Raw genomic sequence first — 13,054 nt, 5'->3', positions numbered from 1 at the left:
CGCAGAACACCTTCTTCATGCACCCGATCCTGCCGGCCTACATCCCGGAAGACGTCGACATGGCGGCGGTCAAGGCGCAGGTCGCCGCCTCCGGCGTCAGCGCGCCACCGAACCTCAAGCCGGCCCTGCTCGTCGTCGTCGATCAAGCGCATGCCGCCGGCATCGATTTGAAAATCGTGCTGCTCGACCACAACCCGCCCAACGACACACCGCTGCGCGACATCTCCACGGTGATCGGCGCCGACTATCCCGACGCGACGGTCTTGACGCTCAGCCCGAACTTTGTCGGCACCTACAGCGCCCAGTTCCCGCGCGTCACCCTGGAGGCCGGCGAGGACATCGCCAAGACGGGCAATCCGGTGGTCTCGGCGCAGCACTTTCTGCACGAACTCCAGACGCCCGAATTTCCCTGGACCGGGCTGACCATTTTCTTGCTGATCGGCGTTCTCGCCGCGGCCGTCGGCGCGCGGTTCCTGCAGTTGCGTGCGCGGCGGTCAGCAACCTCGGCGGATGCGGGGAGCTCACCCCGGGAAAGCCCGCTGAGGGCGGCTAACAAGCGCGTCCGGCTCGGCCGGGGCGAATCGCGGGTGCGGCGCGGCAAACCGCGCAGATAACCGTTCGGTCACAGTAAACGCACGTAGTGGGTTGCGATTTGTGACGGGCATATCTTCGTCGACCACTGTGACGTACGGTGCAAATGATGCTCGTGTTGTCTTTGGCGCCTTTAGTGAAACAAGGGGCTGGCGCCGCCGTCCGCGTTGAGCCCAAGGGGAGCTAAGTCGAATGAGACTCACACGCCGGGGCTTTGCCGTGCGACCATTCGCCAGGCTGGTCCGCCCGGTCCTTCCGTCGGTCCTGAGTGTGGTCGTTCTCGTCACCACACCGGGCCTGGCGCAGGCCGATCCGAACGCCGACAGCCTCGGCGCGTTGATCGCCAACGTCGCCAAGGCCAACCAGCGCCTGGAAGACCTGAGCGCCGAGATCCAGGGCGAGCAAGAGGCCGTCAACAAGGCCCTCGTCGATGTGGAGACCGCCCGGGACAACGTGACCGCGGCCGAGCATGACCTCGAAGTCAGCCGGCAATCGGTCAACGATGCCAACGCGGCAATCGCTGCGGCACAACGTCGTTTCAACACCTTCGCGGCGGCCACCTATATGAACGGCCCCTCGGGCAGTTATCTGACCGCGCGCAGCCCCGAGGACATCATCGCCGCCGAGAGCGCCTCGAGGACCCTGGCGGCCAGCGCCCAGACGGTGATGGACAACCTGCAGCGCGCCCGCACCGAGCAGGTGAACAAGGAGTCGGCCGCGCGGCTGGCCAAGCAGAAGGCCGACAAAGCCGCCGCCGACGCGAAATCCAGCCAGGATGCCGCGGTCGCGGCGCTGACCAGCTCGAAGCAGAAATTCGAAGAACAGCGTGCGCAGATCGCCCGCCTGGCCGCCGAGCGTGACGAGGCGCAGGCCAAACTTCAGCAGGCCCAACTCGCGTCCGCGCACTGGTCGACCGGCGGCGGCGCGCCGGCCTCGGGTGACCGCTGGGACCCGGGAGCCCCGGGGGGGGCGACCCCGTCCGGCGGAAGGCGTTGGGACGGTTGGGATCCCACGCTGCCGATGGTGCCCAGCGCCAACGTGCCGGGCGACCCCATCGCGGTGATCAACCAGGTGCTGGGCATCTCGGCGACCTCGACACAGGTCACCGCGCAGATGGGCAAGGGCTTCCTGCAGTCGATCGGCATTCTCAAGCCTGACGACACCGGCATCACCAACGCCACGCCCAACGGGGTGGGTGGACGCATCCCGCGCGTCTACGGGCGGCAGGCGTCGGAATACGTGATCCGGCGCGGCATGTCGCAGATCGGCGTGCCCTACTCCTGGGGTGGTGGCAACGCGGCCGGCCCGAGTAAAGGTATCGACTCGGGTGCCGGGACCACCGGCTTCGACTGCTCGGGTCTGGTCCTGTACTCGTTCGCCGGGGTGGGCATCAAGCTGCCGCACTATTCGGGCGCGCAGTACAACTTGGGCCGCAAGATCCCGTCCTCCCAGATGCGTCGCGGCGACGTCATCTTCTACGGCCCGGGCGGCAGCCAGCACGTGACGATCTACCTCGGTCAGGGCCAGATGCTGGAGGCCCCCGACGTCGGCCTGAAGGTGCGAGTGGCGCCGGTGCGCACCAGCGGCATGACGCCCTACGTGGTCCGCTACATCGAATACTGACGAGGAGCCATGCGGCACAAGCGTTTTCGCCTGACCAACTTGGCCTGGATCACCACACTGGTGACCGGACTGATGTTGTCTGTCGCCGCCCCGGCCGACGCCGACCCCGGCGCGTGGGATCCCACGCTGCCCGCCCAGATCAGTGCCGGCGCCCCGGGCGATCCGCTCGCGGTCGCCAACGCGTCGCTGCAAGCCACCGCGCAGGCCACCCAGACCACGATGGACCTGGGCCGGCAATTCCTCGGCGGGCTCGGGATCAACATCCTCGGTGACCCCGCGCCCGCGGCCGCCACGCCGACCAACCCGGGTGGCAAGATCCCGCGGGTCTACGGTCGTCAGGCCATCGAGTACGTGATCAAGCGGATGGGGTCCCAGATGGGTGTGCCGTATTCGTGGGGCGGCGGCTCGCTGCAGGGCCCGAGCAAGGGTGTCGGTGACGGCGCCAACATCACCGGGTTCGACTGCTCGGGCCTGATGCGGTACGGGTTCGCCGGGGTGGGGGTGCTGATCCCGCGGTTCTCCGGTGACCAGTACAACGCCGGGCGCCACATCCCGCCCAGCGAGGCCCGACGCGGCGACCTGATCTTCTACGGGCCCGGCGGCGGGCAGCACGTCACCATGTATCTGGGCAACGGTCAGATGCTGGAGGCCTCCGGTAGCGCGGGCAAAGTGACGGTGAGCCCCGTGCGCAAGCCCGGTATGACGCCGTACCTGACTAGGATCATCGAGTACTGACCCTGATTAGCTCGTCAGCGAAGCGTGGCGTCGACGGAATCCCAGGGGCCTGGAATAGTTGGACGAGGGCGCGCCGCTGCCCCACGACATTCGTCGTGATGAACAGAAGAGGTTGTAGTAGATGACAGCAGCAGGTGGGCCGCCCCCGGGCGCCAGCGGTTACTCGGGTCCGGGCGGGCCGTCTGGTGCCGGAGCCCATGCGGCGCCGTCGGGCGGCTCCAATACTCCGGACGGATTGGCTGCCGAAGTACACACCCTGGAACGGGCCATCTTCGAGGTCAAGCGGATCATCGTGGGTCAGGACCAGCTGGTCGAGCGCATGTTGGTCGGTCTGCTGTCCAAGGGGCACGTGCTGCTCGAAGGTGTTCCGGGCGTCGCCAAGACGCTGGCCGTCGAAACGTTCGCGAAGGTCGTCGGCGGCACGTTCGCGCGTATCCAGTTCACGCCCGACCTGGTGCCCACCGACATCATCGGTACCCGCATCTACCGGCAGGGCAAGGAAGAGTTCGACACCGAGCTCGGCCCGGTCGTGGTCAACTTCCTGCTCGCCGACGAGATCAACCGGGCGCCCGCCAAGGTGCAGTCGGCGCTGCTGGAGGTCATGGCCGAGCGTCAGGTGTCCATCGGTGGTAAGCGGTTCCCGCTGCCCAACCCGTTCCTGGTGATGGCCACGCAGAACCCGATCGAGCATGAGGGCGTCTACCAGCTGCCCGAGGCGCAGCGCGACCGCTTCCTGTTCAAGATCAACGTCGGCTACCCCTCGCCCGAGGAAGAGCGCGAGATCATCTACCGGATGGGCGTCAAGCCGCCGCAGCCTAAGCAGATCCTGGACACCGGCGACCTGCTGCGGCTGCAGGAGATCGCCGCCAACAACTTCGTCCACCACGCGCTGGTCGACTACGTGGTGCGCATCGTCACCGCGACTCGTCATCCCGAACAGCTCGGCATGAACGACGTCAAGACCTGGATCTCGTTCGGCGCCTCGCCGCGTGCCTCGCTGGGCATCATCGCCGCGGCCCGTTCGCTGGCGTTGGTGCGCGGTCGCGACTACGTGATCCCGCAGGACGTCGTCGAGGTCATCCCCGACGTGCTGCGCCACCGGCTGGTGCTGACCTACGACGCGCTGGCCGACGAGATCTCGCCCGAGATGGTGGTCAACAGGGTCCTGCAGACTGTTTCTCTTCCGCAAGTGAATGCCGTTCCGCAACAAGGGCATTCGGTTCCGCCGGTGATGCAGGCTGCGGGCGCGGCTAGCAATCGGTGACCGATCCGAAACCCGCCGCCAAGTCGGCGTTGCATCCGCCGTCATTCCAGCGCGGGCAGATCGACGACCCGAAATTGTCGGCGGCGCTGCGCACGCTCGAGCTGACGGTCCGGCGCAAGCTCGACGGTGTGCTGCACGGTGACCACCTCGGCCTGATCCCCGGGCCGGGTTCGGAGCCCGGGGAGTCGCGCGAATACCAGCCCGGCGACGACGTCCGGCGGATGGACTGGGCGGTCACCGCGCGCACCACCCACCCGCACGTCCGGCAGATGATCGCCGACCGCGAGCTGGAAACCTGGATGGTGGTCGACATGTCGGCCAGCCTCGACTTCGGGACCACGGTCTGCGAGAAGCGTGACCTGGCGGTGGCCGCCGCCGCGGCGATCACGTTTCTCAACAGCGGTGGCGGCAACCGGCTGGGTGCGCTGATCACCAACGGGGCGACGACGGTGCGGGTGCCGGCCCGGTCCGGGCGTCAACACGAGCAGACGCTGTTGCGCACGATCGCGACCATGCCCAAGGCGCCGACGGGGGTGCGCGGCGACCCGGCCGTGGCCATCGACGCGCTGCGCCGGCCGGAACGCCGTCGGGGCATGGCCGTGATCATCAGCGACTTCCTGGGCCCGATCAACTGGATGCGCCCGCTGCGCGCGATCGCCGCCCGGCACGAGGTGCTGGCCATCGAGGTGCTCGACCCGCGCGACATCGAACTGCCCGACGTCGGCGACGTCGTGCTGCAGGACGCCGAAACCGGTGTGACCCGCGAATTCACCGTCGACGCGCAACTGCGCGACGACTTCGCCAAGGCGGCGGCGGCGCACCGTGCCGACGTGGCCCGAACGATTCGCGGTTGCGACGCACCGGTTTTGACGCTGCGCACCGACCGCGACTGGATCGCCGACATCGTCCGCTTCGTGGAGTCCCGCCGGCGCGGGGCCATGGCGGGGCGCCAGTGACTCGCGCTTCTTCCACGGCGGTGACGGGTCTGCTATGACGATGCCCTTGCTCGGCGCGATGTCGCTGTCCGGGTTCGCTCACGCGTGGTGGTTCCTCTTCCTGCTTGTCGTCGTCGGGTTGGCCGTGCTCTATGTGCTGATGCAGCTGGCCCGCCAGCGGCGGATGCTGCGCTTCGCCAACATGGAGCTGCTGGAAAGCGTGGCCCCGAAGCGGCCCGCGAAATGGCGGCATGTGCCCGCGATCCTGCTGGTGGCCTCGCTGGTGTTGTTGACCGTCGCGATGGCCGGGCCGACCAACGACGTCCGGATTCCGCGCAACCGCGCGGTGGTGATGCTGGTGATCGACGTGTCGCAGTCGATGCGGGCCACCGACGTCGAACCCAACCGGATGGCCGCCGCGCAAGAGGCGGCCAAGCAGTTCGCCGACGAGCTCACCCCCGGCATCAACCTGGGGCTGATCGCCTACGCGGGGACCGCGACGGTGCTGGTGTCGCCGACGACCAACCGCGAAGCGACCAAGGTCGCGCTGGACAAGCTGCAGTTCGCCGACCGCACGGCTACCGGGGAGGGCATCTTCACCGCGCTGCAGGCCATCGCGACCGTCGGGGCGGTCATCGGCGGCGGCGCCAAGCCGCCCCCCGCGCGCATCGTGTTGTTCTCCGACGGCAAGGAGACGATGCCGACCAACCCGGACAACCCCAAGGGCGCGTTCACCGCCGCGCGCACCGCCAAGGACCAGGGGGTGCCGATCTCGACGATCTCGTTCGGCACGCCGTACGGCTTCGTCGAGATCAACGACCAGCGCCAGCCGGTGCCGGTGGATGACGAAACCCTGAAGAAGGTCGCTCAGCTGTCCGGCGGGACGTCCTACAACGCCGCGACCCTGCAGGAGCTCAAGGCCGTCTACTCGTCGCTACAACAGCAGATCGGCTACGAGACGATCAAGGGCGACGCGAGCGTGGGCTGGCTGCGACTGGGCGCCCTGGTGCTCGCACTCGCTGCCCTGGCCGCCCTGCTGATCAACCGCCGCCTCCCCACCTAGCTTCTTGCCCGTTTGGCCCCTCTCGGCCCCCTCTTGCCCGCGCTTGGCCCCTCTTGCCCGCGACCGTAAGCACCCTCTTGCCCGCGAGCGTAAGCACCCTGCGAAATCCGGCGCTCATTTTTCGCGGTGTGTTTACGCTCGCGAGCATTGTCGGTGTGATTGCGCACACTTCCGGTCATGACCGAGCCATTCTTGGGCAGCGAGGCGCTGGCCGCGGGGCCCTGACGCCCTACGAGCTGCGCAGTCGCTATGTCGCCCTGCACAAGGATGTCTATGTGCTTCGGGACGTCGAGCTGACACCGGTGCTGCGGGCGAAGGCCTGCTGGTTGCGATCGCGCCGACGTGGCATCCTCGCCGGTTACTCCGCGTCAGCCCTGCACGGCGCCAAGTGGATCGATCCCGCGTCGCCGGCCGCGATCATCGACGTGAACCGCTTCGCAATCGCTGGAGTGCAGGTCTGGGAGGAGCGGATCGAAGAAGACGAAATCGGTGTCATCGGCGGTATGCGGGTCACCACTCCGGCTCGGACCGCGCTTGACCTGGCACGTCGACTCCCGCTGGGAGCCGCGGTTGCTGCGATCGACGCGCTCGCGCAGGCGACTGAGCTGAAGATGCCCGACGTCGACGTTCTGCTCGATCGCTACCGGGGCCGCCGCGGCCTCAAGTCCGCCCGGGCCGCACTCGCCCTTGTCGATGGCGGTTCGCAATCGCCGAAGGAGACGTGGTTGCGGCTGCTGTTGGCCAAGGCAGGATTTCCGCCGGTGCAGACGCAGATCGCGGTTCGCAACGAATGGGGTTGGGTGGAGGCCTATTTGGACATGGGGTGGGAGGACATCAAGGTCGCCGTCGAATACGACGGCGACCAGCACCGGTCGAATCGGCGGCAATACGTGAAGGATATTCGCCGGATAGAAATGGTGGAGCGGCGCTACGGATGGCTGGTAGTCCGGGTCGTTGCGGAGGACCACCCGGACGACATCGTCCGCCGGGTCGTGGAGGCCCGTACCAGCCGCGAGGTCCCGCGACCCCGAGCGTAAGCACGCTGCGAAATTCGGCACGGTTTTTCGCAACCTGCTTACGTTCGCGGCCAAAGCGGCGGGAACGCTCGCGGCCAAACATGACGGGGCAGATTTCAGCCCTGCCACATCGAGACGATAAGTTGGCCAGGTGACTGACATGGCCACTGAGAACGCCACCGAGGCCACTACCGCCGGCGGAAAACCCCCATTCGTATCCCGTTCGGTCCTGGTGACAGGCGGAAACCGGGGGATCGGTCTGGCAATCGCGCGGCGGCTGGCCGCCGACGGGCACAAGGTCGCCATCACCCACCGCGGATCGGGAGCGCCCGAGGGGCTGTTCGGCGTCGTGTGCGACGTCACCGACAACGCGGGCGTCGACCGCGCCTTCAAGGAAGTCGAGGAGCACCAGGGTCCGGTCGAGGTGCTGGTGTCCAACGCCGGCATATCCAAGGATGCGTTCCTCATCCGGATGACCGAGGAACGGTTCGAGGAGGTCATCAATGCCAACCTCACCGGGGCGTTCCGGGTGGCCCAGCGCGCGTCACGCAGCATGCAGCGCAAGCGATTTGGCCGAATCATCTTCATCGGTTCGGTCTCCGGCAGCTGGGGTATCGGCAACCAGTCGAACTACGCGGCGGCCAAGGCCGGTCTTATCGGCATGGCCCGCTCGATCTCCCGGGAGTTGGCCAAGGCCGGCGTCACCGCGAATGTGGTGGCTCCGGGCTACATCGACACCGAGATGACCCGTTCGCTCGACGAGCGGATCCAAGAGGGCGCCCTGGACTTCATCCCCGCCAAGCGAGTCGGCACCGCGGAAGAGGTCGCCGGGGCGGTCAGTTTTCTGGCATCCGAAGACGCGAGCTACATCGCCGGTGCCGTGATTCCGGTTGACGGCGGCATGGGCATGGGCCACTGAGAGAAGGACGGAAATGTCAGGACTGCTCGAAGGCAAGCGGATCCTCGTCACGGGGATCATCACCGACTCGTCGATCGCGTTTCGCATCGCCAAGGTGGCGCAGGAGGCAGGCGCGCAACTGGTGCTGACCGGGTTCGACCGGTTGCGACTGATCCAGCGCATCGCCGACCGGCTGCCGGAGAAGGCCCCCCTGATCGAACTGGACGTGCAGAACGAGAAGCACCTGGACACCCTGGCCGACCGGATCACCGCCGAGATCGGCGAGGGCAACAAGCTCGACGGCGCGGTGCACTCCATCGGATTCATGCCGCAGACCGGCATGGGCATCAACCCGTTCTTCGACGCGCCCTACGAGGACGTGTCGAAGGGCATTCACATCTCGGCGTACTCGTATGCCTCGCTGGCCAAAGCGGTTCTGCCGATCATGAATTCGGGCGGTTCGATCGTGGGGATGGACTTCGACCCCACCCGGGCGATGCCGGCGTACAACTGGATGACGGTCGCCAAGAGCGCGTTGGAATCGGTCAATCGGTTCGTGGCCCGCGAGGCCGGTAAGGTCGGGGTGCGCTCGAATCTCGTTGCTGCCGGGCCGATCCGGACGCTCGCGATGAGTGCGATCGTCGGTGGCGCGCTCGGCGAGGAGGCCGGTGCCCAGATGCAGCTGCTCGAGGAGGGTTGGGACCAGCGCGCCCCGATCGGCTGGAACATGAAGGACCCGACGCCGGTCGCCAAGACGGTGTGTGCGCTGCTGTCGGACTGGCTGCCGGCCACCACCGGCACCGTCATCTACGCCGACGGCGGCGCCAGCACCCAATTGTTGTAGCCCGGCAATGGATTTCGATGCCGTCCTGCTGCTGTCCTTCGGCGGGCCAGAGGGGCCCGAGCAGGTTCGGCCCTTCCTGGAGAACGTCACCCGGGGCCGCAATGTGCCACCGGAACGCCTCGACGACGTCGCCGAGCACTACCTGCATTTCGGCGGCGTCTCGCCGATCAACGGCATCAACCGGGCGCTGATCGCGCAGCTGGAAACTGAGCTGCGCAATCGCGGCCTGGATCTCCCGGTGTATTTCGGCAACCGCAACTGGAAACCCTACGTCGAAGACACGGTAAAAGCCATGCGCGACAACGGTGTTCGTCGCGCCGCGGTGTTCACCACGTCAGCGTGGAGCGGGTATTCCAGCTGCACGCAATACAGCGAAGATATCGCCCGCGCGCGCGTGGCCGCGGGGCCGGATGCGCCCGAGTTGGTCAAGCTGCGGCCGTATTTCGACCACCCGCGCTTCGTGCAGATCTTCGCCGACAGCATCAAAGCGGCCTCGGGCGCGTTCGAGCAAGAGGCCGACGCGCGTTTGGTGTTCACCGCGCATTCGATCCCGGTGGCCGCCGACGAGCGCGTCGGCCCGAGGCTTTACAGCCGCCAAGTCGCTTACGCCGCAAGCCTTGTCGCGGCGGCCGCCGGGTACCCCGAATACGACCTGGCCTGGCAGTCTCGGTCGGGGCCGCCGCGGGTGCCGTGGCTGGGACCTGACGTCGCCGACCATCTCAGGACGCTGACCGCCAAGTCGGTCATCATCTGTCCGGTCGGTTTTGTATCCGACCACATCGAGGTGGTGTGGGACCTCGATACCGAGTTGGCGGCCCAGGCCGAAGCGGCCGGCGTGGCGCTGGTGCGGGCGTCGACGCCCAACGCGCATCCGCGGTTCGCCCAGCTGGCCGCGGACCTGATCGACGAGTTGCGCGACGGCCGCCCGCCCGAGCGGGTGACGGGCCCCGATCCGGTGCCGGGCTGTCTGGCCAGCGTCAACGGCGCGGCTTGCTGCCCGCCGCATTGCGTTGCGCGCGCGGACGGTTAGTCGGTCCAGGCCGAGTGCAGGATCGCGCTCACCGCGGCCATCCGCGCCGAGCGCACCACCGCGTTGAGTGGCCGCAGCGCGTCGCCGGCGATCCGGGCCTCCGACGCGGATTGCGTGCCGAGGGGTTCCAGGCCCGCGGAAATCGGCGCGGTGGAGTCGGCCCGGCTGAGCCCGGCGCTCACCGCGATGATGGCGTCGACGTGTGCGGCGTTCTCCAGCACCCGCAACGCACGCGACGGCGCGTGGTCCGGAATTCGGTGTTGCCGTGTGGATTCCAGCAACTGCTGGACGAGGCCCCGCGGATCGTCGATGTCGCTTGCCGATCCCAGCCCGATGGAGCCGAGCGCATCGGCGGCCGACCGCACGGCCGAGTGTAGCGAATACTCGGCATCGCCGAGCTCGTGATGGTCGAACACCGGCGCTCCGGGCAGCGAGTACACCGTCCAGCACAGTGCGCACAGCTCCGGCGGAGCGTCGTCGGCCTCGTCAAGATCGTCATAGGAGAACTCGGGCACCAGACCGACCGCCGCGGTGGGATCGTCGGGGTGGATGATGATCACCGCCTCACCGGCGGCCAGGGCGTCGCGTTCGAACTGGGTCCCGGGGGCCAGGCCGCGCACGTCGCCGGGAACGGGCAACACGACGTTGATCGTCCCCTGCAACGGACCGGCGCCCCCCGGCAGCGCCGCCCGGCCAACCGCGGTGCGCAGCGTCTGCAACAGCGAGACGCTCCCGGCGTCGTGGACGTCGGGCCACGGCAGTCCGGTGTGACCGGCGGCGACGGCATCATACGCCGTGACGGATTGTTTTGGCGCCCAAAGAGATAACGCGTCCAACACATCGTCGGGCGCGGCCTTGCCCGCGAGCCAGGCGTTGGCCCACACGGACAGCGAAACACTTGGACACCACATGGTCTCGCAGTGTAGTTGTTCGGTCCGGGCAAAGGCGGATCGCGCGTATTCTGACGGCATGGCGATCGCGCTGAGCTGGCTGATCTTCGCGCTGGCCCTTGCCGGTGCCGAGGCGCTGACGGGCGATATGTTCCTGCTGATGCTGGGCGGCGGTGCGCTCGCCGCCTCGGCCACCGCGTGGTTCACGAATTGGCCGATCCTGGCCGACGGCGCGGTGTTCCTGGTGGTTTCGGTGCTGCTCGTGCTGCTGGTCCGGCCGGCGCTGCGGCAGCGGCTGACGCCGAAGTCGCTGCCGACCGGCGTCAAGGCGCTGGAGGGCAAGAGCGCCCTGGTGCTCGACCGGGTGGCCCGCGACGAGGGCCAGGTGAAACTCGACGGCCAGGTGTGGACGGCGCGCCCGTTCAACGACGGCGACGTCTACGAGCCCGGCGAATCGGTCACCGTCGTGCACATCGACGGCGCGACGGCGGTGGTCTTCAAGCACTAGAACACGCTGCGAGAGAAAGAAACTCCGGTGGGAGGTGCGGTTGCAGGTTTGGTGTTGCTGGCCGTCCTGGGGATCTTTGCGATCATCGTGGTGGCCAAGTCCGTCGCGTTGATCCCGCAAGCCGAGGCCGCGGTGATCGAGCGGCTGGGCCGGTACAGCCGCACGGTCAGTGGGCAGCTGACCCTGCTCGTGCCGTTCATCGATCGTGTCCGGGCGCGGGTCGACCTGCGTGAGCGGGTGGTGTCGTTCCCGCCGCAGCCGGTGATCACCGAGGACAACCTGACGCTCAACATCGACACCGTCGTCTATTTTCAGGTCACGGTGCCCCAGGCGGCCGTCTACGAGATCAGCAACTACATCGTCGGCGTCGAGCAGCTCACTACGACCACGCTGCGCAACGTCGTCGGCGGCATGACGCTAGAGCAGACCCTGATCTCCCGCGACCAGATCAACGCCCAGTTGCGCGGCGTGCTCGACGAGGCGACCGGCCGCTGGGGTCTGCGGGTCGCCCGCGTGGAGCTGCGCAGCATCGACCCGCCGCCGTCGATCCAGGCCTCGATGGAAAAGCAGATGAAGGCCGACCGGGAAAAGCGGGCGATGATCCTGACCGCCGAGGGCACGCGGGAGGCGGCGATCAAGCAGGCCGAAGGGGCCAAGCAAGCGCAGATCCTGGCCGCCGAGGGCGCCAAGCAGGCCGCGATCCTGGCCGCCGAGGCCGACCGGCAATCCCGGATGCTGCGCGCGCAAGGCGAGCGCGCCGCGGCCTACCTGCAGGCCCAGGGCCAGGCCAAGGCCATCGAGAAGACGTTCGCCGCGATCAAGGCCGGCCGGCCCACCCCGGAGATGCTGGCCTACCAGTACCTGCAGACGCTGCCGGAGATGGCGCGCGGGGACGCCAACAAGGTGTGGGTGGTGCCCAGCGACTTCAGTGCGGCGCTACAGGGTTTCACCAAACTGCTGGGCACGCCGGGCGAGGATGGGGTGTTCCGCTTCCAGCCGTCGCCGGTCGAGGACGTGGCCAAGCACGCCGACGCCGACGACGACGCCGAGGTGGCCGACTGGTTCTCCACCGAGACCGATCCCAAGATCGCCCAGGCGGTCGCCAAGGCCGAGGCGATCGCCCGCCAGCCGATCGACGGCCAGCCGCCGGAATTGACCCAATAGGAGTGCCTCAGTGAGTGTTTTGAGCTGTTCTTGGCCCTGGTCGCCGCGATGACGGTGAAGGGGCCGGACCACACCTAGTCCAGGCGCGCGGACCAGCGGCAGGCACCGCAACACCCACCCGGCGGCGGCCGAAAGTGAATGTGCTTGTGCCACTTATTCTTTCACGGCTGCGGTTCGAGCGGAGCCGACGACGGCTGCGCGTGCGGGCCCGGCGGCAGCGGGGGCACGGGCACGACGCTGGGTGCGGGTGCGGTGGTCGGTGCGAAACTCGTCGTCGGAGGGGCGGGCGGCGTGGAATACCCCGGCGTCTGGGACGAGAACGGCGGTGGATACGGCGGCGGGGGCAGCTGGACGCGGATCGTGAACACCAGACCGGTGACCGCGAAGGCGGCGATCGCGCCGACGATCAGGCCGGCCAGTCCGGCAGCGACCAGTGCCGCGGTGGAAAATCGCCGACCGGGTGCGCCGGTGTCGGTTTTCTCGGAGGTCATGT

At 67.9% G+C, this 13,054-nt stretch carries 11 protein-coding genes and 3 pseudogenes; 12 read left to right on the top strand and 2 right to left on the bottom strand.

Annotated features, from left to right (window positions below; all coding sequences use genetic code 11):
* Positions 1-17: 17 nt before the first annotated feature.
* The 10 genes and pseudogenes from T428_RS26135 to T428_RS0106410 all read left to right on the top strand — a co-directional run.
* A pseudogene (locus T428_RS26135) lies at positions 18-515 on the top strand (Rv1476 family membrane protein); the annotation flags it as partial.
* A 268-nt stretch (positions 516-783) separates the two neighbouring features.
* Positions 784-2,214 (top strand): NlpC/P60 family peptidoglycan endopeptidase RipA, encoded by a 1,431-nt coding sequence (ripA, locus tag T428_RS0106450; RefSeq protein WP_025735825.1) that lies wholly within the window; start codon positions 784-786, stop codon positions 2,212-2,214.
* Positions 2,215-2,223: 9 nt separating this feature from the next.
* Positions 2,224-2,949, top strand: a complete 726-nt coding sequence (gene ripB, locus T428_RS0106445; protein WP_025735824.1) for an NlpC/P60 family peptidoglycan endopeptidase RipB — start codon at positions 2,224-2,226, stop codon at positions 2,947-2,949.
* Between the two features lie 121 nt (positions 2,950-3,070).
* Positions 3,071-4,213, top strand: a complete 1,143-nt coding sequence (gene moxR1, locus T428_RS0106440) for a chaperone MoxR1 (protein ID WP_025735823.1) — start codon at positions 3,071-3,073, stop codon at positions 4,211-4,213.
* On the top strand, positions 4,210-5,169 hold the full coding sequence (locus T428_RS0106435) for a DUF58 domain-containing protein (RefSeq protein ID WP_025735822.1): 960 nt from the start codon (positions 4,210-4,212) through the stop codon (positions 5,167-5,169). Before moxR1 ends, T428_RS0106435 begins: the two co-directional genes overlap by 4 nt.
* A 34-nt stretch (positions 5,170-5,203) precedes the next feature.
* Complete coding sequence (locus tag T428_RS0106430) at positions 5,204-6,211, top strand: VWA domain-containing protein (RefSeq protein ID WP_025735821.1); 1,008 nt, start codon at positions 5,204-5,206, stop codon at positions 6,209-6,211.
* Positions 6,212-6,388: 177 nt separating this feature from the next.
* Positions 6,389-7,248 (top strand): annotated as a pseudogene (locus tag T428_RS26130) (hypothetical protein).
* Between the two features lie 139 nt (positions 7,249-7,387).
* Positions 7,388-8,146: a 3-oxoacyl-ACP reductase FabG1 gene (fabG1, locus tag T428_RS0106420; RefSeq protein WP_036467253.1), complete on the top strand. Its 759-nt coding sequence runs from the start codon at positions 7,388-7,390 to the stop codon at positions 8,144-8,146.
* 13 nt (positions 8,147-8,159) lie between these two features.
* Positions 8,160-8,969 carry an NADH-dependent enoyl-ACP reductase InhA gene (gene inhA, locus T428_RS0106415; protein ID WP_025735819.1) on the top strand — a complete coding sequence of 270 codons (810 nt, stop codon included), beginning with the start codon at positions 8,160-8,162 and terminating at the stop codon, positions 8,967-8,969.
* 7 nt (positions 8,970-8,976) lie between these two features.
* Positions 8,977-10,066: pseudogene (locus T428_RS0106410) on the top strand (ferrochelatase).
* Here T428_RS0106410 and T428_RS0106405 read toward each other — a convergent pair.
* Positions 9,996-10,910: a hypothetical protein gene (locus T428_RS0106405; RefSeq protein WP_025735817.1), complete on the bottom strand. Its 915-nt coding sequence runs from the start codon at positions 10,908-10,910 to the stop codon at positions 9,996-9,998. The pseudogene T428_RS0106410 and the gene T428_RS0106405 overlap by 71 nt on opposite strands.
* A gap of 58 nt (positions 10,911-10,968) precedes the next feature.
* Here T428_RS0106405 and T428_RS0106400 point away from each other — a divergent pair, with 58 nt between their 5' ends.
* Both T428_RS0106400 and T428_RS0106395 read left to right on the top strand, forming a co-directional pair.
* The gene (locus T428_RS0106400) at positions 10,969-11,397 is read left to right on the top strand and encodes an NfeD family protein (protein WP_025735816.1); all 429 of its coding nucleotides are present in this window, start codon (positions 10,969-10,971) and stop codon (positions 11,395-11,397) included.
* A 27-nt stretch (positions 11,398-11,424) separates the two neighbouring features.
* Positions 11,425-12,561, top strand: coding sequence for an SPFH domain-containing protein (locus T428_RS0106395; protein WP_025735815.1), 1,137 nt, complete (start codon positions 11,425-11,427; stop codon positions 12,559-12,561).
* A 161-nt stretch (positions 12,562-12,722) separates the two neighbouring features.
* Here T428_RS0106395 and T428_RS0106390 read toward each other — a convergent pair whose 3' ends face one another.
* Positions 12,723-13,052, bottom strand: coding sequence for a hypothetical protein (locus T428_RS0106390; protein WP_025735814.1), 330 nt, complete (start codon positions 13,050-13,052; stop codon positions 12,723-12,725).
* Positions 13,053-13,054: the final 2 nt, after the last annotated feature.

The organism is Mycobacterium genavense ATCC 51234 (genome assembly GCF_000526915.1).
GTDB lineage: Bacteria > Actinomycetota > Actinomycetes > Mycobacteriales > Mycobacteriaceae > Mycobacterium > Mycobacterium genavense.
This window is presented reverse-complemented; position numbering and strand designations above follow the sequence as displayed.

Coding starts and splice junctions, on each gene's coding strand:
- ripA (WP_025735825.1), top strand. CDS start 784: ATGAGACTCACACGCCGGGGCTTTGCCGTGCGACCATTCGCCAGGCTG.
- ripB (WP_025735824.1), top strand. CDS start 2,224: ATGCGGCACAAGCGTTTTCGCCTGACCAACTTGGCCTGGATCACCACA.
- moxR1 (WP_025735823.1), top strand. CDS start 3,071: ATGACAGCAGCAGGTGGGCCGCCCCCGGGCGCCAGCGGTTACTCGGGT.
- T428_RS0106430 (WP_025735821.1), top strand. CDS start 5,204: ATGACGATGCCCTTGCTCGGCGCGATGTCGCTGTCCGGGTTCGCTCAC.
- fabG1 (WP_036467253.1), top strand. CDS start 7,388: ATGGCCACTGAGAACGCCACCGAGGCCACTACCGCCGGCGGAAAACCC.
- inhA (WP_025735819.1), top strand. CDS start 8,160: ATGTCAGGACTGCTCGAAGGCAAGCGGATCCTCGTCACGGGGATCATC.
- T428_RS0106405 (WP_025735817.1), bottom strand. CDS start 10,910: ATGTGGTGTCCAAGTGTTTCGCTGTCCGTGTGGGCCAACGCCTGGCTC.
- T428_RS0106400 (WP_025735816.1), top strand. CDS start 10,969: ATGGCGATCGCGCTGAGCTGGCTGATCTTCGCGCTGGCCCTTGCCGGT.
- T428_RS0106390 (WP_025735814.1), bottom strand. CDS start 13,052: ATGACCTCCGAGAAAACCGACACCGGCGCACCCGGTCGGCGATTTTCC.